Source organism: Sphingomonas arabinosi (genome assembly GCF_036663715.1).
Lineage (GTDB): Bacteria > Pseudomonadota > Alphaproteobacteria > Sphingomonadales > Sphingomonadaceae > Sphingomonas.
The window spans coordinates 1-19,990 of sequence record NZ_JAXOJN010000023.1 but is presented as its reverse complement, the minus strand read 5'-3'; the positions used below and the strand labels follow the sequence as shown (position 1 = coordinate 19,990).

General features: G+C 63.3%; 21 protein-coding genes and 1 pseudogene. 12 read left to right on the top strand and 10 right to left on the bottom strand.

The window, feature by feature from the left end; translation table 11 throughout:
- Nucleotides 1-546, bottom strand: a 546-nt coding sequence (locus U1708_RS19305; RefSeq protein ID WP_332747819.1) for a TonB-dependent receptor plug domain-containing protein, incomplete at its 3' end; no start/stop codon positions are given.
- Between the two features lie 141 nt (nt 547-687).
- Here U1708_RS19305 and U1708_RS19300 point away from each other — a divergent pair.
- Together U1708_RS19300 and U1708_RS19295 are read left to right on the top strand one after the other, a co-directional pair.
- Nucleotides 688-858 carry a hypothetical protein gene (locus U1708_RS19300; protein ID WP_198527101.1) on the top strand — a complete coding sequence of 57 codons (171 nt, stop codon included), beginning with the start codon at nt 688-690 and terminating at the stop codon, nt 856-858.
- 28 nt (nt 859-886) lie between these two features.
- Complete coding sequence (locus U1708_RS19295; RefSeq protein WP_052149427.1) at nt 887-1,465, top strand: DUF4142 domain-containing protein; 579 nt, start codon at nt 887-889, stop codon at nt 1,463-1,465.
- Nucleotides 1,466-2,255: 790 nt separating this feature from the next.
- On the opposite strand, the gene U1708_RS19290 is transcribed toward U1708_RS19295, so the two are convergent.
- Nucleotides 2,256-3,005, bottom strand: a complete 750-nt coding sequence (locus U1708_RS19290) for a DUF6118 family protein (protein ID WP_037533555.1) — start codon at nt 3,003-3,005, stop codon at nt 2,256-2,258.
- A 6-nt stretch (nt 3,006-3,011) separates the two neighbouring features.
- The gene (traA, locus tag U1708_RS19285) at nt 3,012-5,936 is read right to left on the bottom strand and encodes a Ti-type conjugative transfer relaxase TraA (protein WP_332747813.1); all 2,925 of its coding nucleotides are present in this window, start codon (nt 5,934-5,936) and stop codon (nt 3,012-3,014) included.
- 174 nt (nt 5,937-6,110) lie between these two features.
- Here traA and U1708_RS19280 point away from each other — a divergent pair, with 174 nt between their 5' ends.
- Genes U1708_RS19280 through U1708_RS19265 form a run of 4 tightly spaced genes read left to right on the top strand, consistent with a single transcriptional unit; the run spans nt 6,111 to nt 8,500 of the window.
- The gene (locus U1708_RS19280) at nt 6,111-6,440 is read left to right on the top strand and encodes a conjugal transfer protein TraD (RefSeq protein ID WP_037533471.1); all 330 of its coding nucleotides are present in this window, start codon (nt 6,111-6,113) and stop codon (nt 6,438-6,440) included.
- Between the two features lie 13 nt (nt 6,441-6,453).
- Nucleotides 6,454-6,678 carry a conjugal transfer protein TraD gene (locus tag U1708_RS19275; RefSeq protein ID WP_037533475.1) on the top strand — a complete coding sequence of 75 codons (225 nt, stop codon included), beginning with the start codon at nt 6,454-6,456 and terminating at the stop codon, nt 6,676-6,678.
- Nucleotides 6,675-6,956 carry a hypothetical protein gene (locus tag U1708_RS19270; protein ID WP_332747810.1) on the top strand — a complete coding sequence of 94 codons (282 nt, stop codon included), beginning with the start codon at nt 6,675-6,677 and terminating at the stop codon, nt 6,954-6,956. Before U1708_RS19275 ends, U1708_RS19270 begins: the two co-directional genes overlap by 4 nt.
- Nucleotides 6,956-8,500, top strand: a complete 1,545-nt coding sequence (locus U1708_RS19265) for a type IV secretory system conjugative DNA transfer family protein (RefSeq protein WP_332747808.1) — start codon at nt 6,956-6,958, stop codon at nt 8,498-8,500. The genes U1708_RS19270 and U1708_RS19265 overlap by 1 nt, the downstream gene beginning before the upstream one ends.
- Nucleotides 8,501-9,018: 518 nt before the next feature.
- Here the strand turns inward: U1708_RS19265 and U1708_RS19260 are convergent.
- Genes U1708_RS19260 through U1708_RS19250 form a run of 3 tightly spaced genes read right to left on the bottom strand, consistent with a single transcriptional unit; the run spans nt 9,019 to nt 10,898 of the window.
- Entirely contained in the window at nt 9,019-9,942 is a 924-nt protein-coding gene (locus U1708_RS19260) for a replication initiator protein A (protein ID WP_084215424.1), read from the bottom strand.
- 13 nt (nt 9,943-9,955) lie between these two features.
- A complete protein-coding gene (locus tag U1708_RS19255; protein WP_037533456.1) occupies nt 9,956-10,270 on the bottom strand; it encodes a hypothetical protein in 315 nt (104 codons plus the stop codon).
- Nucleotides 10,260-10,898: a nucleotide-binding protein gene (locus U1708_RS19250; protein WP_037533458.1), complete on the bottom strand. Its 639-nt coding sequence runs from the start codon at nt 10,896-10,898 to the stop codon at nt 10,260-10,262. The genes U1708_RS19255 and U1708_RS19250 overlap by 11 nt, the downstream gene beginning before the upstream one ends.
- A 217-nt stretch (nt 10,899-11,115) precedes the next feature.
- On the opposite strand from U1708_RS19250, the gene U1708_RS19245 reads away from it, so the two are divergent.
- The 3 genes from U1708_RS19245 to U1708_RS19235 all read left to right on the top strand — a co-directional run bounded on the left by U1708_RS19245 (nt 11,116) and on the right by U1708_RS19235 (nt 12,328).
- Nucleotides 11,116-11,364, top strand: coding sequence for a DUF4160 domain-containing protein (locus U1708_RS19245; protein WP_037533459.1), 249 nt, complete (start codon nt 11,116-11,118; stop codon nt 11,362-11,364).
- A complete protein-coding gene (locus U1708_RS19240) occupies nt 11,351-11,764 on the top strand; it encodes a DUF2442 domain-containing protein (protein WP_037533461.1) in 414 nt (137 codons plus the stop codon). Before U1708_RS19245 ends, U1708_RS19240 begins: the two co-directional genes overlap by 14 nt.
- A gap of 93 nt (nt 11,765-11,857) precedes the next feature.
- On the top strand, nt 11,858-12,328 hold the full coding sequence (locus U1708_RS19235) for a hypothetical protein (RefSeq protein ID WP_332747801.1): 471 nt from the start codon (nt 11,858-11,860) through the stop codon (nt 12,326-12,328).
- 257 nt (nt 12,329-12,585) lie between these two features.
- On the opposite strand, the gene U1708_RS19230 is transcribed toward U1708_RS19235, so the two are convergent.
- Nucleotides 12,586-13,221: a replication initiator protein A gene (locus U1708_RS19230; protein WP_332747797.1), complete on the bottom strand. Its 636-nt coding sequence runs from the start codon at nt 13,219-13,221 to the stop codon at nt 12,586-12,588.
- A 329-nt stretch (nt 13,222-13,550) separates the two neighbouring features.
- Between U1708_RS19230 and U1708_RS19225 the strand changes: the two genes are divergently transcribed.
- Nucleotides 13,551-14,846 carry a transposase gene (locus U1708_RS19225; RefSeq protein WP_332747795.1) on the top strand — a complete coding sequence of 432 codons (1,296 nt, stop codon included), beginning with the start codon at nt 13,551-13,553 and terminating at the stop codon, nt 14,844-14,846.
- Here the strand turns inward: U1708_RS19225 and U1708_RS19220 are convergent.
- Both U1708_RS19220 and U1708_RS19215 read right to left on the bottom strand, forming a co-directional pair.
- Nucleotides 14,807-15,373, bottom strand: coding sequence for a recombinase family protein (locus U1708_RS19220; protein ID WP_242140613.1), 567 nt, complete (start codon nt 15,371-15,373; stop codon nt 14,807-14,809). The genes U1708_RS19225 and U1708_RS19220 overlap by 40 nt on opposite strands.
- 371 nt (nt 15,374-15,744) lie before the next feature.
- The gene (locus U1708_RS19215) at nt 15,745-16,155 is read right to left on the bottom strand and encodes a PilZ domain-containing protein (RefSeq protein ID WP_084215426.1); all 411 of its coding nucleotides are present in this window, start codon (nt 16,153-16,155) and stop codon (nt 15,745-15,747) included.
- Nucleotides 16,156-16,472: 317 nt separating this feature from the next.
- On the opposite strand from U1708_RS19215, the gene U1708_RS19210 reads away from it, so the two are divergent.
- Together U1708_RS19210 and U1708_RS19205 are read left to right on the top strand one after the other, a co-directional pair.
- Entirely contained in the window at nt 16,473-18,173 is a 1,701-nt protein-coding gene (locus tag U1708_RS19210; protein WP_037533466.1) for a class I adenylate-forming enzyme family protein, read from the top strand.
- Nucleotides 18,174-18,555: 382 nt separating this feature from the next.
- The gene (locus tag U1708_RS19205) at nt 18,556-19,326 is read left to right on the top strand and encodes a MipA/OmpV family protein (protein WP_084215428.1); all 771 of its coding nucleotides are present in this window, start codon (nt 18,556-18,558) and stop codon (nt 19,324-19,326) included.
- A gap of 291 nt (nt 19,327-19,617) precedes the next feature.
- On the opposite strand, the pseudogene U1708_RS19200 reads toward U1708_RS19205, so the two are convergent.
- Nucleotides 19,618-19,990 (bottom strand): annotated as a pseudogene (locus U1708_RS19200) (TonB-dependent receptor); the annotation flags it as partial.

The following is a 19,990-nucleotide window of genomic DNA, read 5'->3' as shown; positions in this document are numbered from 1 at the left end:
TGCGTTGCGGCCGAACAGCGTACCCTGCGGTCCGCGCAGCACCTCGACCCGCTCGATCTCCCCGAGTTCGTTGAGGCCGACGCCGGTGCGGCTCCGATAGACACCGTCGATGAAGGTAGCGACGGAGCTTTCGAGGCCGGGATTGTCGCCCACTGTACCGATACCACGAATACGCGCCGAGGCGTTCGACTCATTACCGGTCGAGGACACCAGCAGCGACGGTGCGAGCTGGTTCAGCGCGCGGATGTCGTTGGCGCCGGTATTCTGCAATGCCTCCTGCGTGATCGCGCTTACCGCAATCGGGACGTCGCTGAGCGGGCTGGCGCGGCGCGTGGCGGTGACGATGATGTCACCCGCGCTACCGCCCGCTTGCTCGCTGACGGCAGCATCGCCACGTCCCGCGGTTTCCGCCTGCACCGCGCCGCTCGCGGTCCCCCGCGACGGTACCTGCCGCTCGGCGTTGGTCGTGGGGGTCACCTCTTGCGCCACGGCGGGCGTGGCAATCGCGATCGTCGCTGCCGACAGCAGGTATGCGGTAAGACGCATGGTCGTCACTCTCCCTGAACGATTTCGTTTTCGAATATCGGGTTTCTTTTCAAGCTAGGATTATTCACGCGGATGTGTCGAGCATTTTGTCAGGAAAACCATGTTTTCGAAGCCTGTGTCGCCAAAGCGCAACATCTGGCCGTGACCGATCCGGTATGCGGAGCCGGTCAACATGAACCTCCCGAGACGGTCCGCCAAGCTGAACGAGTGGATGACTGGCTGCCGATCTGTCACTTCGAAGCCAGCCGACAAAATGCGCTGGCGCGCTGGCTTTCAGATCAGGCGGAACTTCGGGAATATCGACAGCGTTAAGCGACGTTGAACTGCTTGAGGAAGCTCCATGTTTCGATCGCTAATACTTGCCGGTGCATCGGCTCTGATTTTGATTGCGCCTGCCGTCGCTCAGGACATGATGGCTTCTACCGGCTCTCTGACGCCGACAGAGGTGGGGGTGTCGCCCCTCTCTGCAACATCAGCGACCGACTATGTCAAATTGGCGGCTGACTCGGACAATTACGAAATTCAGTCCAGCCGTCTGGCTCTGACGAAAAGCAAGCGCGACGACATCAAGTCTTTTGCCAAGCAGATGATCACCGATCATACCGGCACGACGAAGGCACTGATGGCAGCGCTGAAGAATGACGACCGCACGATTGCACGGCCCTCGACAAAGCTGTCCGCGGCCAACGCGGCCAAAATCGCGTTGCTGAAAAAAGCGCCCAAGGCGACGTTCGATGATCTTTATCTGCAACAGCAGGCACAGGCGCATCAGGCGGCTTGGGCTCTGCACAAGGGTTATGCCACTGACGGGACTGATGCTGCCTTGAAGCAGGTGGCTTCAACCGCAGTTCCTGTGATCGAACGGCATTTGCAACACGCCAAGCAGATGCTGCCGGCAGGTCTGGCGCCCATTTACTGAAAGGACCTAGCCGCCTCGTTGCCGGGACGTTCTATGACCGCGTTGGCCGACGCCCCGGGCCTCGCCCGGCTGCATCTCTTCGTCGTCTGCCGCCGTGGTCAGGAAGCCCGGCAGCAAGAGAGGACCTGACTGCCACTTATGCCTTCCGGCAGGTGACGAGCGACCCGCTCATCCCCGAACGTCAAACATGGGCTGGTAGCCGTCTTGCCGATCGGGATTATGGACGCAGAAAGGGATGAACTGCCGTAACCACTACCCCTGCGCCACTGCTCCGCAGCCGAGCAGCACAGTCAGTCGGACATATCTGGCGGCCTTTGTCCTGAAATTTAGGGGCAGGTTATACAGGCACCGACCACTACTGCCAACGGGATCAGGGCTAGAACGACAGGGACGATCTGTTTCATGGCTTAATGACTCTTGTACGATACGGCATAAAAACACCAAACGCGCAAAAGTTGCGGGTCGGCCGTTGCACATGGAAAACGGGACGCCCGGGCTACCCCGTCACCAGAAAACCAGCAATTTTCTAGCCACCGGCAAACGACCTCACTGTGAAGGGTTTACCGCCAGAAAACCCGATCCTGAAAATCAGCGCACGCATGGCGTCAGGCGACAGTCTCTTTTTGGTGGTTTCAGGCATTGCGCGCAAACGGATTAGTATTCTGCGTCCCCCACACCGATCCTGGTATATGTCTCGACGATTCCTCTTTGGTTAGCGCCATATCAAAGGACGTAAACTCGTCCTCGCCACGCAAGGCGAGCTGTAACGTGTTCTGGTTTTCCGACATGCCTACCGTTCCTCTGCGGCGATTTTGACCGTGCATCTCACCGGCTCGTCCGCCCTTGCCGCGGCTTTCCTACAATCGTCGATCGTCTTGCGATTTTCCTGCACAATCACCGCGCCCGCGACCATCGTGTTCCAGGTGCCGGGCTGGCTGACGGCCGCCAGTCGCCGGCTCGCGGTCCAAGTGTCCAGGCGCAAGCTGCGTGTCGCCATCTTCTCCGGCCAGAGCCAGCTCTCCGGCACGGCGCGCGCTACGACGCCCGCGCCGACCGCCCACAACATCATGCCGGTCGCGACGCCGCCGATCGCTGACCATGCCAGCCATCTGTTCTGCTCGCTGGCGTGCCGCGCCAATGCAACAAGTCCCTGGAGCTGGCGCGTTGCGTCCTCCAGCCCCTTACGCCCGATGGCGAGCGCCGCCTGATCCTCGCGCCGGGCGGCGTTGCCTGCTGCGGCGATGCGCTGCGCCATCTGCTCGGGCGTCATCGCCAGCGCCGGACTCCGCACGATCACGTCGTTGATGACCGCGATCCGCTCGGCCGTGGCGTCCACGCCCTGCTGCATCCGCCCCAACGTCTCGGTATAGTCCGGCACGTCGATATGCGCCCGCTCGGCCGCCAGGCCCTCCACGGCACGGCGTAGCAACGCCAGCTCGCGGTCCTGGCCTTCGATCACGGCGCGCAACCGATCGAACGCCTCCGCTGGATCGCCGCCTTCCTGAATATCAGCCTGTGCTGAGCCTGTCGAAGTATCCATCGTCACCTACCGGCTCATGCCACGGTCGCGGTCACGCCCGATGCTGACCGACTGCGCCAGTTCCTGCCCGATCGACCGGCTCCGCTCCATACTCAACGCCAACTCGGGGGCGCGTCGCTGCAACACGGATTCGAGCTGCGGATCGCGATGCAGTCCGCCCGCCATGTTCTCCATGCGCTTGCCGATCTTCCCCGCGCCCTCACGATCGCCGGCGCGCTCCATGCTGGCACGCGCCTCCTTCATGCCCTGCCACTGCTCCACGAACCGGCCTGCGCGCTTCTCCGGATCGATGCGGACCTGGCGCTCGGTTTCCATCGCCTTCGCCGCGCCGCTGGTGTTGCCCCCTGCGGCCTGCTCGATCAGCTTCGGATCGCGCGCCATCGCCGATGCGAGGTCGCGTGCGGCATGGGGCCGGACTTGGTCAAGCGCGTCGCCGGCCTTCGCCAGCGCTTGTTCTTGGTGCGCCAACACCGGCAACCCCTTCTCGAGCATCCGGCCTATGTCGGCACCGGCACGCGCATAACGCTCGATCGCCTTGGCCTGCGAAGGTGGAAGTGGGCGGTCGGCCGCGCTGCGCTCCGGCGACATCGCCCGCTCCGCTGCCGGTTTCGGCCGGAAGCCGTCGAACATGCCCCGCGCCTTGTCGCGGACCTTCGCCACCACCTGGCGCGCGAGTTCCGGGAACCGGATCTCGCGCCGATCGGCGAACGCGCGGGCCTGGTCCTGCTCGGGCCGGGCGTAATCGCCGGCCATGTCCTTGCCCCGGTCGCGCGACAGGGCGCGGACAAGCTGGCGCTGATCGGCGAAGTCGTCGCGGCCATAGTGGAGCTGCACGTTGTCGCGGTGCCGCGACATGCCAACATAGGCGCTGTGCCGGTCCATGCCGGGGGTGGCGAGGATGTGGGCGCGATCAACCGTCACGCCCTGCGATTTGTGGAACGTCGCCGCATAGCCATGGTCCACATGGGCATAGTCCCTGGTGTCGAACGCAACCCCGCGCCCGTCATCGAGGCGCACCGCCATGCCCTCGGGCGATACCCGCTCGATCGTCGCCAGCGTGCCGTTCTTGACCCCCATGCCGCGCTCGTTGCGCAGGAACATGATGCGGTCGCCGGTCGCGAACTGGCGCTCGCCCCGCTCAGCCTTTACGGTCACGTCATCGCCAAGGTCGCCGCTTGCGCGCAACCGGTCGCGCGCCTCGCCATTGAGGCTCTGCACCTCGGCGTTGGTGTGAGTAAGGATGATCCGGGTGCTTCCGGGCTCGGCCTGACGCGCGCGATCCCAACCGTCGACCAGCTCGGCCCGCGCCTGCTCGCGCGTGTCTGTCGCGTGAACCATGCCGCGACCATCGTAGGCATGGATCGCCTCGCCGGTGCGCCCCGTCGCCAGCGCGCGCGTGGCATCGCGCTGCCAGTCCTCGCGCTGCCGCCTGATCTCGGTGATCTCGGCCGCACCGTGCCGCTCGGTGATGCTGCGGAACGCCGCCCCCGCCTCGATCGCCTGCAACTGCTCTGGGTCGCCGACCATCACGACCTTGGCCCCGGCGTCGCGTGCCTGGGACAGCACCCGTTCCATCTGGCGCGAGCCGATCATGCCGGCCTCGTCCACGACCAGTACGTCCCTGGGGCCTAGCTGCTCGCGGCCCTGCCCCCATGCGTGCTCAAGGCTGGCGATGGTGCGGGACCGAATGCCGGAACCGCCCTCGAGGTTCTGGGCCGCGATGCCAGACAGCGCTGCCCCGCGCACCGTGTAGCCGGCATCATCCCAAGCCTCGCGCGCGACGCCCAGCATCGTCGACTTGCCCGTACCGGCATAGCCGATCACCGCCGCCAGACCGTTCGGCTGAGAAATATGCTCAAGCGCGGCAACTTGTTCGTCGCCGAGCGTTATACCTTCACTCCCGGCAGCGCGGTTGCCCTCCCGACCCCCCCTGTTTGAAGCTGCCGGGAGCACATGATCCGAACGCCTCGATAAATCGTCACCGGCGCGCTCAAGCCGCGCCTCGGTCGCGATCATGTCACGCGACGTGAACCGCTCCTGGTCGCGACCGTCCTTCCCCAATGCTACCAGCTCGGGTGATGCGCGCACCGCACCCATCACCTGGTCGAACTGCTCCTTGCCGTCGCTGTGCCGGAACGCGAACGTCGCAAGGTCCCGGATGGTGAACGTCGCTTGGCTGCGCGTGATCGCGTCCAGCGCGACATTGGGATCGGCGATGATCTTCGCGCCGTTCTCGCGGGCGATGCGCGTGTGATCCTCGATCCGCTCCGCCTCAAGTCCCTGCTCGGGTCGCCGCGATGCTGCCGGGCCGATCTTGTGCTGCGGCTCCAGCGCAATGCCCTGCGCCTCATAGGAGCGATGATCGATCCGGCCCTCAAGCGCCAGGTCGGCCATGCGCTCGTTGACGTGCGCGCTCCACGCCTCGCGCCAGTCCTTCAACAGCTCGGTGCTGTTCCAGTCGCGGTTCTTCTTCCCGAACCCCTCCGGCCCGACTTCGCGCATCGTCATCATCACATGCGCATGCGGCTTGGGCGTGCCGTCCTTCGCCTTGTCCCAATGCACGTTGAGGTCCGCGACCATACCGCGTGTCACAAACTGCTTCTTCACGAAATCGCGGGCGAGCTGGATGCCCTGCTTCTCGTTCATCTCGCGCGGAATCGAGAACTCTACCTCGCGGGCAAGCTGCGCGTCCTTGCGCCTCTCCCCGGCCTCCACCTCGTTCCACAAGGTCGAGCGGTCGTTTAAACGCTCCGGTGCGCCCTCCGGCAACATCACTTCGGAGTGGATCACGCCTGCCTTGTTGCTGAAGTCGTGATCGCGGTTCAGCCGATCGTCGTGCAGCTCGGACGCGGAACGATAGGCGGCGCTCGCGACGGCGCTCGATCCATTCGCGCGGCTCACAACCTTGGCGGAGAAATGGTAGATCGCCATGACGCTCCGTACACTGCCCTACTTAGCGCACGTCGGCAACGACGTATAAGCGCGCACTCACGATCTGCTCCGCAGCTCCCGACTGACTTGGTGCTGCTTTCTGCTCGTTCTGGCCTTACCCGCACGATAGTAGAGCTAAGATACTGCTGATCGATACGCGGAAGGGTAAATTCGATGCGGAAGGTTCGCGATTACGATGCCGAACTGAAAGCGCTGGGCGACAAGGCCCGCGTACTCAAGGCGAAGCGGGTCGAACAGCTCGGCCAGCTCGTCGCTGCAACTGGCGCTGATGCGCTCGACGCGGAAACCCTCGCCGGCGTCTTACTCGACGCGATCGGATCGAAGGATGCCAGCGCAAAGGAGGCATGGCGCGCAAAGGGCGCTTCGTTCTTTCAGCGGCGCGGGCGCAAAGGTGGCAGTGCTACTGCAATCGACGGATCGGGCACTGCGACTGAACCAGGCGGCGACGCTGCGGGCGGAAGCGGCGGAACGGCGAACGGATAGCAGGGGCTGGGTCGTGCAGCGTCGTGAACGAACACGCCACCTGATTGAGCTGGGCGGACTGGTCCAGAAAGCCGGCCTAGTCGAACTGACCGACGACGATCGCGCCACCCTTTACGGCGCGCTGCTCGATCTCGCCGGGCGTGGTCGCGGCGACGATTCTAGCGACATCCTGGCGCTATGGAAAAGGCGCGGAAAACGCGCGTTCGACGCGGAAGCGGAAGGGAGCGAAGCGCAATGAGCGATTTCGATATCGAGACGATCCGCCGCGAGGTCCGCGCAATGAATTTCGTGCGCGGCACGCCGGCGGAAATCGCGATGTGGCATGAGGACATGGCGGACTCGCGCGCCAACCTGGTCATCGAGGACATGATCCCGACACCCAACGACGATGCGTTTTTCGCGATGATGCTGGATGAGGGCGTGCCCCCTCCCCTCGTCTCGCAAATCCTGCTCCGGCTGCTCGATCATCCCGACGCCGATCGGTCCCTGCCGGTCACGCCGATGGGCGCGCACTGATGCCGAGGCGACGGATCAGCCCGCTGTTCGCGGTCCTCGTCGCCTTCGTGGTGCTGATGGCGAGCAACGCCTGGCTCAAGAGCATCTTCGGCTATGGCGAGATCGCGACCGACATTCCGTTCCTGCTGGCCGGCGCGATCCTGCTCCTGGCCTGGCGCTTCAACCGGCGTGCCGCCAACCAGCACAATGATCTGCTCGGCTCTGCCCGTTTCGGCGACCGTGCCGACGTGCGGAAGCTGGAAGCGAACGGGGATCTTCTTATCGGCCGCTCGGCGAAGTCGGGCAAGCTGCTGCACTACGACGGCGCGGCGCACCTGCTGACGATGGCACCCACCCGATCGGGCAAGGGCGTCGGCACGATCATCCCCAACCTGCTGCTGCTCGATCGCTCGGTGATCTGCATCGACCCCAAGGGCGAGAACGCCCGCGTCACCGCCCGCGCGCGTGCCGCCAAGGGCAAGGTCTGGTGCCTCGATCCATTCGGCGTCTCGGGTCAGCCCCCGTCACGCTACAATCCGCTCGACCGGCTCGATCCCGCCAGCCTTGATCTCGCGGAAGATGCCAACACCCTCGCCGACGCGCTGGTGCATGACGCGCCGGGGCAATCGGGCGAAGCGCACTGGAATGAGGAAGCCAAGGCGCTGATCGCCGGGCTGATCCTGCACACCGTCGTCCACGAACCCGCCGATCGTCGCGTTCTGGCGACGGTGCGCGACAAGCTGACGCTCGCCCCTGCCGGCTTCGCCGCGCTGCTGACCGATATGCAGGACAGCGCCGGCGCGGGTGGCCTGATCGCCCGCGCCGCCAACCGCCAGCTCGGCAAGTCCGATCGCGAAGCGGCCGGCGTGCTGTCCTCGGCGCAGCGCCATACCCACTTTCTCGATAGCCCCCGCATCGTCGCCAGCACGGCCGCATCGGATTTCACCTTTGCCGGGTTGAAGGACACGACAGCTACCGTGTTCCTGTGCCTGCCACCCGATCGGCTCGATACCTATGCCCGCTGGCTCCGCCTGCTGGTGAGCCAGGCCGTCACCGACATGGCGCGCTCCACCGCCCGGCCTGTCCGGCCCGTATTGTTCCTGCTGGACGAGTTCGCCGCGCTTGGTCGCCTCGAACCGGTCGAGCGCGCGATGGGGCTGATGGCGGGCTATGGCCTCCAGCTCTGGCCGATCCTCCAGGACATGCACCAGCTTAAGGCGACCTATGGCGAGCGCGCTGGCACCTTCATGTCGAACGCCGGCGTGATCCAGACGTTCGGGGTGAACGATCACGCGACTGCCGACATGCTCTCGCGCACGATCGGCGACACCACGATCGAATATGATACCGTCAGCACGTCGCGTGGCACGGGCTGGGGCGACAACCGCGCCGGCCCTTCGGAAAGCATCAGCGGACACGTCTCGGCACGACGGCTCGCCACGCCCGACGAAATCATGCGGATGCGGCCCGACCAACTTCTGCTGCTGCGCCAGGGCGAACACCCCCTCGCGGTCGAGAAAATCCGCTATTACGACCAGCGCGAGTTCGCCGTCGATCCGGCCTGATTTAAGCCCCGCTGGCGACGTTCGCCGGAACAAGCCCCCGACCCACCTAAAAAGTCCTTTCCTGCCCTCACGGCGCGCCTGGGCGGCCGTAGCGAGCAATATCCATCGCCACCCGCCTCACTTCTTCCCCGCCTAGCCAGCGGCGCTTGCGCCGCCCTTGTGACGCCGAAGGCGGCACGCTGCGAAAACCTATCGGCCGGTAGGTCGATTCCGCAATGTCTTTTTCTTCACTGGTTGGTCATGCCCGGTTGGCTTGTACCGCGTACTATCGGGGTTTTGGCCCCCGCTTGATGCCTTGGCTCGGGTTATCCACAGGCGGGATTCTTTAAGAAGAATCTCCTATGTAATAGGAGGTTTAAGACTCTTACGGAGCCATTTTTGGCCATTTACTCAATGGCTTAGCGGCAGTTCCAGGGGCCAAAACCCCGTGATTCGCGGGGCCAAAACCCCGTGATTCGCAGGGGCCATTCCCCCGATAGTTGGAGCTCGCTCACTATCGGGGTTTTGGCCCCTGGCGATCAGTCGGCTGGAAACCCCATCGGTGGGCGCGGCAAGCGCTTGAACTGAAAGCCCGGGTGGTCGGTCGAAAGTTGGCATCTCTCTGTGAAGTTAAGAACCTCCTCACCTTCATCGTTCCTCACCAATTCCAGCCAATAGCCGGGTAGCCGCTGCCGCTCGACCGCAACTCGCAACTCCTTGGCGAAGTCGGCCACGCGCTGGGTGCTGCCGCTTTTGTGGTGGAGCTGCTTCATGGTGAAAGCCCAACCTGCCGCCTGATGACCGCCATGCTTCCGCACGACGCGGTAAAGCCACCGCTCGATCCCGCCGGTCAGCTTGAAATAGGCTCGGTCGATGCCGAGCACGAGGCGATCGGTCAGCACGCCCTCGTAGAGCCAATCGGATATGGTAAACTCGACGCCGGTCGATCGCCCAAGGCCGTCGGTTGGTGCCGAGTAGCGCTCGATCCAGTGGAAGCCCTCTGGGCGCTTCTTCTTCCCCTGGCGGATGTTGGTGCGGATCAAGGTGGCGCTCAGCCGCTCAAGCGCCTCCACGATCCGGCGATACTCGTTTCCTCCGGTGGGCCGATCGATCCCGCGTAGCAGCTCGTAGAGCGGGACGTGAAAGTGCGGCGTGGTGGGTTGTCCCGCCGCCTTCGCCGCCCGGAGCTGCGACACCGCCCATATCAGGATGTCGCAATCCCATATGGTCGCGATGCCGATCTCGGCCGGGGCCGTGACGTTGACGGTGACGGTGGCGGTGCCGTTCTGCACCGAATAGTCGATCGGTTCGCTGCGGCGCTGTTTGGAGAGGCTGAAGAATGGCCGCTCCATCATCTCCTGCTCGTCGTGGGTCGGTATGTCGCCGGGCAACGTCACGAATAGGTCGAGCTGGCCGAGCAAGCCGACCGGGTCACCTTCTTTCCTTCTGCCCTTCTTAGTCATAAAGGCTCCAAGGTCAGCGGCGCGATCGGCCGCTCGGCACGCTCGCGGCTACCGCCTCCAACGGCTCCAGCCCACGCGCTTCCAACAGTCGGTTCCACGCCTCATGCCCCAGCTTCTGCAAGCTAAGCCCGGTGTCGAGGCTAAGCTGGCGAAGCCGCTTACGGTCGCGGGGGGTGACTTGCACGTTGATCGGCACGATCGCCGGCGATGCGGCGTCTCGAACGGGAGCGGCGTTAGCCGTCGCCACAGCGATCGGGGCCGCGGCGGGTTCTTCGTCCAGCTCGCCCATCACGTCGGCGAGCGCGCGACCGGTGCGCTTACTGCTCATGTCGTATCTCCTGAATCCAGCTCCAAACCTGGCGTAGCTCGTCGGCCGCGTCGCGTGCGGCTTGGCCGCGCATTTCGGTCACGCCCCTCCCCTCAAGTGAGGCGTCCAGATAAACGGTGCGGTCGGATAGATGGGTCGGGCAAACCGGGACTGGGTAGCGCGACAACGCGGCGCGGGCCGCGGTCGCGCGGGAGTCGTTCTTCGCAGCGTTGACGATAACGACTGCGCGCTGGTCGAGCCGGCGGAGAATCTTCAACGTCTCGCCAACCGCCTCAAGGTCGTCGGGAGACGGCCGCACCGGCACGATCACCAAGTCCGCCACGCGCGCCGCCTCGGCCTCCGGCTCTTCGACGGCCGGGCGGGTGTCGATGAACAACGCACCCTCCGGTTTGCGGCGAAGGCTCTTGGCCGCGTCAGTCAAGGTGGTGCCGTCTAGGTCGATCAGCTCGGGGCGCTCAATGGCCGGCTCGATTTGCTCGCGGCGCGTCCACCATTTCGTTGTCGTACGCTGTGGGTCGCGGTCGATGATGAGGCTCGGCTCCGTCTCGCCCGCGAGAACCGCAAGCTGACGGGCAAGGGTGCTTTTACCTGCCCCGCCCTTCTGGCTGATAAGTGAGTAGATTTGCACCTTCGCCCCTTCTGCTCCTCTTACCTGTGACACTATGAAGGTTCTTGGGCGTGAAGGGAATACCCTTTATCCTGCCGCGAGCGATCGTCACGCGCTAGCGCTGAGACGTGGGCATGGCGGCTCGGTCGAAGCGCAGCGGAGATAGAGCGCGGCCCCGCAAGGGGGGCGCTCGCAGTGCAACTATTCCCTAGCGCTTGGGTTTCTGATATGTTGGCCTATGCCCGTCGTCTATCGCATCGGTGGCCTGCGGGTCGTGATCTGGCCCAACGATCATCGACCGGCGCATGTCCATGTGAAGGGCGCGGAAGGGGAGGCGGTGTTCAACCTGAACTGTCCCGGCGGTCCACCCGACCTGCGGGAAAGCTACGGCTTTAAGGTGCCGGACGTGAACCGGATCGAGGAGGCGCTGGTCGAGCTGGTGCCGACACTATGCGCGGAATGGAGGACGATACATGGCGATTACTGAGCAGGAGCTGGCGCAAGCCGAAGCGCGTATGGAAGCGATCCGCGCCGCGGGTCATGCCGTGTCCGCCCGCTACGATCGTCGGCGGTCGCGGGTCGTGGTTGCGCTGAACACCGGGGTCGAGCTGACGTTTCCGACGCGGCTCGCAGAAGGACTGGCCGATGCTTCGCCCGACAACCTCGCTGAAATTGAAGTCAGCCCGGCGGGCTTGGGACTGCACTGGCCCAAGCTCGATGCGGACCTCTACGTTCCGGCGCTGCTCCAGGGCGTGTTCGGCTCCAAGCAATGGATGGCGCGCCAGCTCGGCGCGGAAGGGGGGCGCTCCCGGACGGCTGTCAAGGTCGCCGCCTCGCGCGCCAACGGTCGTAAGGGTGGTCGGCCGCGGAAGTTCGCATTGGTGTAATTCTGCACTGTTAGCCTTTATACCTGTGACACTAAGAAGGTTTGCAGGAGAGTAGGGACATAAGGCAAGTTTCCGCTTTCGTTCTGGCCGGCAGTGAATCATAGAATCGTCATGCCGATCGCGCCCGAACATCGTTGGCTCTACCCGATCGACTGGCGCGAACTGTCGAACCTTATCCGCTTCGGCCGCGCCAAGGGGCGCTGCGAGCATTGCCGGCGTCCGCACGGCCGAGACGTGCTGCACCTCGGTGATGGCGTATGGTGGGACGAGGACGCAAGCCGCTGGCGCGACGGGCAGGGCGGGGTGCTACGCTGCCTCGCCGCGCCTGCGGACCTGGCGGGCGCGCAACCGGGGTTCGCTGGCATCGACCCGCCCGCCTCCATGCGCGTCACGCGTGTCATTCTCGCCAGCGCGCACCTGAACCATGATCCCGGCGACAACCGGCCGCGCAACCTCGCCGCGCTCTGCCAGCGGTGCCACATGCGTCACGACGCTGGGGAGCATCGTCGGCGCCGATGGCTCAATGCCTTCCGGGTGCGCGCGATCGGCGACCTGTTCGCCTGATTGGAGATCTTTTGCTGGGTTAAAGGCCAGGCCCACAGGGTTAGGTACCCTCGTGAGAAGGGGAGCGGCTGAGCATCGCCCTTTTCAACAGCCCCGACCGTTTGCAGGAGGACTTAGTTTAACGTCGTAGTCCTGCTAGGGCTGCAACGTCATCGCCGCCACCTGCTGGAGTGGCAATCAGATCAAACAACTCGCCGTTAACGCGTCGCAAGTCTTCAGCATTGCCCTGAGGAACCATGAGAAGCGCGTGGGTGGTCTCAAGGATGACGCGATCGTTGCGATGCTGTGGTTTCTCCAAGCCGCAGATGACGCGGAGCGGCAGCACCGGGACGCCGTGGCGTCGTTGCGTGGCCTGGAGGTCCAGCGCGGTGCGGATGTTCTCGTAGCCGCACCTTGACGGCCTTGAGACGCTTAACACCCGTTTTTGTTTTTGAATAATGGAGCTGGGCTTCGGACAGCCAGGAGAAGAAGCCGGCCTGGCCTTCGCCACCGGCTTCGATATTCGTCTTTATCTGTGTGCCCTGTAGGCGCTCCAACGCGTCCGAAAGTCGCGAGTAGGATCGAGCCGACCCGCTAACCCCTGTAATCCGGAACAGGTCATGGGCAGTGAAATAGAATTCCTGGCTGACATCGATGCCGGCCTCGAGCTTCGCGACCATCAGGCTGGCGATATAGAGGAGGACCTCCTTGTCATAGATCGTCGCCACGCCCTTGGCGGTCGCCGTGATCTCGATCGACACCGCGTCGCTCTTATAGGCCAGCGGCTTGGTCCATTTCCCCTTGCTCAAGGCGAAGAAGGGGAACGCCATAAGCGACTGCTCGCCGCGTACCTCTGTCAGCAGCGGGCTGTCGAGGGTGAACAGGTCGCCCTGAGGTGTTACGGCTTGGCTCATAGTTCGCTTCCGTAGGTCAGCCAATCGGTCGGCGAAAACACGAAGATTGGCCTGTTAAGCGACCCTACCTCTCCGAGAAGCGGCAATCGAGCGCGAAAGTTCGTGTTTTCGCCGACCGTTCGGGAGTCGGCGTCGGTGCCTTCGTGCTTTCGGCGACCGTTGGCCAGATTGCTGGTCGGCTGTCGCACAAACGATCGGGACTGTTGAAAAACACCGGACACGTTGATCTCTTCCCTTTGTTTCGCTTCCGAGAATGAAGGAGCGGCGCCATGATGGGCACGGCTTGCGATAACGGAAGGTCCGGGCCGGGCTCCCGAACCATAGATGGCATGTTGCCGCGCGACCACCTTCTTCGCCGTGTCGACCGGCTACTCGACATGGGCGAGCTGAAGGCCGCGTTGGCGCAGCATTATAGTCAGCGCGGTCGCCCCTCGGTCGATCCCGAGCTGCTGATCCGGATGGCGCTGATCGGTCGCATCTACGCTATCAGGTCGGAGCGTCGACTGTGCGAGGAGCTGCGCTACAATCTCGCTTACCGCTGGTTCTGTCGCCTCTCGGCAGGTGCATCCGTCCCGCATCATTCTACCTTCAGCAAGAACCGGCATGGCCGCTTCCGCGATGCCGGAGTGTTCCGTTTGCTGTTCGAGAACACGGTCCGGCGCTGCGTTACGAAGGGACTGGTCGCCGGCAAAGACGCCGCGATCGACGCCTCGTTCATCGCCGCGGATGCGAGCTGGCAGCGCAAGGTACTCCCGGTCAACCTGCCGGACGCGAGTTGCGCAACCCGGCCGGTGCGCGAATGGCTGGCCGATCAGGCGAGGGTTCCGGCGCAGCTGCCCGGCACGACCAAGGGGTTTCCGGGTGTATCGCGAACGGATCCTGCCGCGGCTTGGTCGGCTCGCACCGTCCGAGGGCGGTTCGGCTATGCACTGAATGTCCTGATCGATACTCCGAGCGGAGCCGCACTCGATGTCGAAGCAACTCCCGCCCGCTTCGCGGACGAGGTGGATGCGGGACGCGATATGCTGGCGCGGGCAGCTGATCGGTTCGATTACCGGCCCAGACGCGTCGCCGCTGATAAGGCTTATGGCAGCGCCACCTTCCTCGCCTTCGTACGCGATCAAGGGGCGCTGCCCCACATTCCTGTGATCGAGCGCTCCGAGCAGACCAAGGGAAAGTTCGCGCGCGACGCGTTCACCTACCATCCCGATCGTGATTGCTACACCTGTCCGGCCGGGAACATGCTCGCGCACCGCGGTTTTCACCGGCCGACCGGGGTGCATCGATATACCGCTAGACCGAACGACTGCCAGGCATGTTCCTTGCGCAAGCAATGCACGGGGGGACGTCACCGCGGGCTGTGCCGTATGGAGGACGAGGACGCACGCGATCTCGCCCGAGCCGAGATGCGAACGGGCCTGTTTAAGCGATCGATGCGGCTGCGGCGCGGCGTTGAACGGCTGTTCGCCGATGCCAAGGTGAAGCACGGGATGACCCGTCTCCATCTCCGCGGCCTTCGAGGGGCAGAGGAAGAGTTTCTTGTCGAGGCGGCCGTGCTGAACCTCCTGCTGTTGGCGCGGGCGGATCATGCTGGCTCCCGATCGCTCGCCGGGAAATGTCGATAAAATGTTGAGCGGCCGACTTGCAGCAGTTTCGCGACCTTAGCGGGACTATCACCGGCCGCGAGCAGCTTGCGCGCAGTGTCGAGCATGTCGGTGGTCATCACAGATTTGCGGCCCCCGCCGGTGCCGCCTCTCGCGCGAGCCGCTGCCAAGCCAGCGATCGTCCGTTCCTTTATCAACTCGCGCTCCATCTCGGCGACCGAGGCGAGAATATGGAACAGCAGCCGACCCGAAGGAGTGGCCGTGTCGAACCCATCCGTCAGCGATCGGAAATCGACCTTGCGGGCGGACAGGTCGGCCGCCAATTCGATCAAACCTTGGATCGAGCGGCCAAGTCGGTCGAGCTTCCAAATCACCAGCGTGTCGCCGGCACGCACGAACTCGAGGGCTTCAGCCAACCCTGGCCGGTTAGCCTTCGCGCCGCTCGCCTTGTCGGTGAACAGCTTCTCACATCCGGCTTTGGTCAGTGCATCGGTTTGCAGCGCCAAATCCTGATCGGCCGTCGAGACGCGCGCGTAGCCGATCAGCATTTGTCCCGAAACTCCATCCCAATCAGCGAATTTCGGGACTTATATTTCGGGAACAGGTTTTGGGAAAGCGAAACCTGCTATCTGGATGCTTGGGCGGTTCGATGCCGGCCGTCCCGTTGGAGGATCCCATTCGAGAAAGGCCCGGTCGCGCCGATCGCCGTTCTCAATCGGGAGAGCAAAACTGGTGGGCAGCCACCGATGCACGCTAGACCACCGGGATGAGGGGTCCTTTTTCCACGCCGATCCGCAGATCGGCGGCTAGCGCTTCGCAGTCTATGCTAGCCTGATCCGGGCCGACGTCCATCGCTTGCGGTCGGTGCCGGGCGAGGAAGGCGGACCACATTCCTTTTGGCTGGTAAGTGTCTCCGCCGTTATTTACGATAGGCATCGTCAAGATCGGCAACCCAGCCTGCTGTCGCCCCCGGTTGCGTTTCTCGGCTAGGCAGGACGTTGGCATTGGGACGCACGACCGCTTTTCCCCGTGCCAGGTACGGATCGACAGTTTCCGCGAACCTCAAACCCGCAGAGTCTTCTTTTACCCACACGACCGTTGCGCCAACGGCCTCGAGGCGGCCGATTGCTACAAGGACGGTTGCCCCAACCTGTAAGCCTGCTGCCTGATCGATGCGCATGCCCTTAGGAGACAAATCACGGACGCGATGTTGCGTCGTCTCAGCGCTCCCAAAGCGTTCAAGCGATGTGCTCAGGAAAACCCTTTGGCGAGGCTCCCGCTGCGCGGTCACGCGATCGCCTGCTTCCGTTGGGTCGACGCCATCGGTCATGCAGGACAAATGCGGGAAGACGTTGAAGCACGCAACGCTATTCGACGCAACGAAGCATAAGGCGGTCAGTGCTGACAATTAACCGTTGCGCAGAGGGATACGAGAAATGCGATTCAGATCGCCGACGACGAATGGAAGGATTTGATAAATTGCAGCTCGGCAACTTTTGGGCAGTGCCCGCAGCGGGCAACCATGCCGCAAGCGGACCAGAACGGCGCATTTGAGCGAGCGCTGAGCATTTTGCCGACCGATTAACGACGTTGCGGTCAGAACCAAGCACGCCATAAGAAGGAAAAAGATAGCAGCTGGAGAGTGTGATGCCAACCGAGCTCGACCTCAAGATGAACGCGATGATAGCGTCGCTGACGAGCGAAGGCGGTCCGCTGGTGCTGGGCAGCGTCGAACGCTTCGGTCGCCGGCTGCCGATCGTCGCCGGAGCGCCGCCCACGCTTTCCGACTATTTCGCATATTTCTGCGACCAGCATGGCGGCTCGACATTCCTCGTCGCCGACGATGAACGGCTCACTTTTACCGAGACGCATGCCGCCGCCAAGAGTGTGGCGCGTGCGCTTGTGGCTGAGGGGGTCATCAAGGGTGACCGCGTCGGCATCGCCATGCGCAATTCGCCGGCATGGATCATCCTGTACATGGGTATCATGATGGCAGGCGGCGTTGCGACGCTGCTCAACGGCTGGTGGCAGTCCGAGGAGTTGGCGTCGGCAATAGACGAGGTTGGATGCAGCCTCGTCTTCGCCGATGCCCCGCGAGTGGCCCGGCTGCGCGCTGTGTCCCGTCTTTCCGCCCGCATCGTCCAGGTGGACGACACGCTCCCGATCGGCGAGGCGCTGCTCGGGGTAACAGCGAACAGTCGGCCCGACACGCCATTGCCGACGATCGTCGCCGACGACCACGCCACCATTCTGTTTACCTCCGGGTCAACCGGGCAGTCGAAGGGCGCGCTTAGCGATCATCGCGCGGTGGTGCAGGGAACGTTCGGTTTTCTGTCGCAGGCGTTGACGATGCTCGGCATTGCAACGGCTGAGGGCAACCCGCCCGAGGGTCAGCCCGCAACGCTGCTCAACCTGCCGCTGTTTCACGTCACCGCCGAGGTGGCGGTGCTTCTGCAAAGCTTCGCGCTGGGGCGCAAGCTGGTCTTGATGTCAAAATGGAATGCCGAGGAGGCGATGCGGCTGATAGCGCAGGAGCGCGTGACCTACTTCGTGGGCGTGCCGCTGATGAGCTTTGAGATACTCACCCATCCTGATCGGGCAAATTATGACCTGTCGACCGTCAGCGACTTTGCGGCCGGTGGGGCGCCTCGCCCGGTGGAACATGTTCGCCGTATCGATGCCGAAATGGAGGGAGCACCGTTGATCGGCTATGGCCTGACTGAGACCAATGCAGTGGGAACTGGCAATTGGCGGACGAACTACACAGCCAAGCCGAACTCCGCCGGCCGGCCTTCCGCGCCCTTGGTGGAGATCGCTATCCTGGATGACGCGGGCGCCTCACTGGCGCAGGGCAGCAGGGGAGAGATCGGCATCCGTTCCGCAGCGAACTTTCTTGGCTATTGGAACAACCCGGCCGCTACGGAAGCAGCGTTCACCGCCGACGGGTTCTTCCGAACCGGGGACATCGGCTTTCTGGACGAGGACGGATATCTCTTCATCGTCGACCGCAAGAAGGACATCATAATCCGCGGCGGTGAGAACATCGCCTGCCAAGAGGTCGAGGCTGCGTTGTACAACGATCCGCGCGTCGCCGAAGCGGCGGTATTCGGCCTGCCTGACGAGCGCTTCGGCGAGGTGCCCGGCGCCGTGGTCCACGCCGCCGAGGGCAAGAGCCTGGATCCAGAGGAACTACGATCTTTTCTTGGCCAGCACCTCGCCGCCTTCAAGGTGCCGGTAAAAATCTGGTTGTCGGCCGCGCCTCTGCCCCGGTTGGGCACGGAGAAGATCGACAAGGTCAGCTTGCGCCAGCAATATCGCGCGAGTGTGGCGAGCGAGGTCGATCGCTAGCAGAGAGACGCCCCGTGTCGCCGTCCCTTCAAGACCAAATGACGAGACATCAGGCCTTTCAGCTGGTCCGAACGGTCTAGCACAGGAGCATACGTGCTGATTTTAGCGGCCGTATGCTGACATCAGAACTGCCGGATCCGATCGATGTGCCCACATGCGCCTTAATTGTGATGCACATTTGCAACACCCTCTACTGGATTTTATCTCCTGCCTTCCCCTTCAAGGAGATACCGTCAGTCCGAAGCGTTAGGGCGGCTTACGTGAGGAACAAGCATTGTTGCGCATCATCCGTCTAGCAAGCTTACCGACAGCGGCTCTCGCTCTTGGCTTGGCAGCCCCCTCCTCGGCACAGGAAGCACCACCCTCGCCTGAGGCCAGGGAGATGACCGATCAGCTAGGTGGGGACACCATCACGGTTGCGGCAGCTGGTGTGTATCTGCCGGATTACGATGGATCGAATGACTATCGTTTTACAGGCGGTCCGGTCGCGATCGGATCGGTAAAGGGATTTGCGTTTACGGTGCTTGGTACGCGCGCCAGCCTGGACCTGATCCCGAACCGCGAGGGCGACACGATCGATTTCCAGCTCGGGCCGATCGCTGCGGTGAACTTTGACCGCCAGAGCATCAAGCAGATCGATGACGTACGGGTTCGCGCCCTTGGCAAGGAAAAGACCGCGATCGAGGTCGGCGGATATATCGGCATCGGCAAGACCGGTGTCATCACCAGCCCCTACGATAAGCTTTCGGTGTCGGTCAGCTATCGTCACGACGTGAACAACGCGCATGACAGTGAAATCTGGCAGCCCTCGGTCAATTACCTGACCCCGCTCAGCACGAAGGCGGCGGTCGGCCTGTTCGCCTCGGCCGAACACGCCGGGCGCGGCTATGCCGATACCTACTTCACCGTCTCACCGACGCAGAGCATTGCGAGCACGCTGCCGGTTTACAACGCCAGCAAGGGATGGAAAAACTATACCGTGGGCGGACTGGTCACCTATTCGTTGACCGGCAATCTACTCCATGGGTTCAAACTTATCGCCGGGGGCACCTATCGCCGGATGCTCAATGATTTCGCCGATAGTCCGGTAGTGAGCGTTGCCGGATCAAAGAGCCAGTGGCTGGGCGCGGTCGCCATCGGATACACATTCTGATAGTGAATTATCCAGGCCGGCTTTCTGCTTGCTTTGCGAAAATCGATCTCCTGTGAGGTCGCAAAAAAAGCCGACTGGATTTTAGCGGCCCGCCGTGGTGCCTTTGCCAGCCGCGTACAGACACCTTCGAGGATCTTGCGGCGATTCAACCGGCTCGAACGCGTACGGCCCCATGTCACATCGCAGGTCATGACCCATGCACGGCGCAATAGCCGAGGCGTGAAGGAACCGATCTCGCAAAAGACCGGCGCGCATTGCTGCGGCCGGCCGGGTTGATCGGTCCCTTTGCGATCAGAAGCGGCTTCGCAGCGTCACGCCATAGGTGCGCGGCTCGGCCAGAAACGACGAATAGAGTGCGTTGGCGGTGGCGCCAAAGCGCTGCGTGTTGGCGACCGACCCGGCACCCTGGAACGGCGTGTTGAATGCGACCTGGATGTAATCCTTGTTCGTCAGATTCTGTGCCCAGAATTCCAATGCCCATTTCTGATCGCGTCCACGGATACCGATACGCGCGTTGACCAGCACATAGCCGTCCTGGATCTTCTCAGGCGCCAGATCCGAACCGGTATTGTAGTCAGACGTCATGCGGCTATCGACGTAGAACAACGCCGACATGCCGTTCGACCCGATCTCGGGGGTCCATGCGAGCGAGGTCGTCACGACG

What these genes read in the sequence shown, in the direction of transcription:
- U1708_RS19295 (WP_052149427.1), top strand. Translation starts at nt 887, where the DNA reads ATGTTTCGATCGCTAATACTTGCCGGTGCATCGGCTCTGATTTTGATT.
- U1708_RS19290 (WP_037533555.1), bottom strand. Translation starts at nt 3,005, where the DNA reads ATGGATACTTCGACAGGCTCAGCACAGGCTGATATTCAGGAAGGCGGC.
- traA (WP_332747813.1), bottom strand. Translation starts at nt 5,936, where the DNA reads ATGGCGATCTACCATTTCTCCGCCAAGGTTGTGAGCCGCGCGAATGGA.
- U1708_RS19280 (WP_037533471.1), top strand. Translation starts at nt 6,111, where the DNA reads ATGCGGAAGGTTCGCGATTACGATGCCGAACTGAAAGCGCTGGGCGAC.
- U1708_RS19270 (WP_332747810.1), top strand. Translation starts at nt 6,675, where the DNA reads ATGAGCGATTTCGATATCGAGACGATCCGCCGCGAGGTCCGCGCAATG.
- U1708_RS19265 (WP_332747808.1), top strand. Translation starts at nt 6,956, where the DNA reads ATGCCGAGGCGACGGATCAGCCCGCTGTTCGCGGTCCTCGTCGCCTTC.
- U1708_RS19260 (WP_084215424.1), bottom strand. Translation starts at nt 9,942, where the DNA reads ATGACTAAGAAGGGCAGAAGGAAAGAAGGTGACCCGGTCGGCTTGCTC.
- U1708_RS19255 (WP_037533456.1), bottom strand. Translation starts at nt 10,270, where the DNA reads ATGAGCAGTAAGCGCACCGGTCGCGCGCTCGCCGACGTGATGGGCGAG.
- U1708_RS19245 (WP_037533459.1), top strand. Translation starts at nt 11,116, where the DNA reads ATGCCCGTCGTCTATCGCATCGGTGGCCTGCGGGTCGTGATCTGGCCC.
- U1708_RS19240 (WP_037533461.1), top strand. Translation starts at nt 11,351, where the DNA reads ATGGCGATTACTGAGCAGGAGCTGGCGCAAGCCGAAGCGCGTATGGAA.
- U1708_RS19230 (WP_332747797.1), bottom strand. Translation starts at nt 13,221, where the DNA reads ATGAGCCAAGCCGTAACACCTCAGGGCGACCTGTTCACCCTCGACAGC.
- U1708_RS19225 (WP_332747795.1), top strand. Translation starts at nt 13,551, where the DNA reads ATGTTGCCGCGCGACCACCTTCTTCGCCGTGTCGACCGGCTACTCGAC.
- U1708_RS19220 (WP_242140613.1), bottom strand. Translation starts at nt 15,373, where the DNA reads ATGCTGATCGGCTACGCGCGCGTCTCGACGGCCGATCAGGATTTGGCG.
- U1708_RS19215 (WP_084215426.1), bottom strand. Translation starts at nt 16,155, where the DNA reads ATGACCGATGGCGTCGACCCAACGGAAGCAGGCGATCGCGTGACCGCG.
- U1708_RS19210 (WP_037533466.1), top strand. Translation starts at nt 16,473, where the DNA reads ATGCCAACCGAGCTCGACCTCAAGATGAACGCGATGATAGCGTCGCTG.
- U1708_RS19205 (WP_084215428.1), top strand. Translation starts at nt 18,556, where the DNA reads ATGACCGATCAGCTAGGTGGGGACACCATCACGGTTGCGGCAGCTGGT.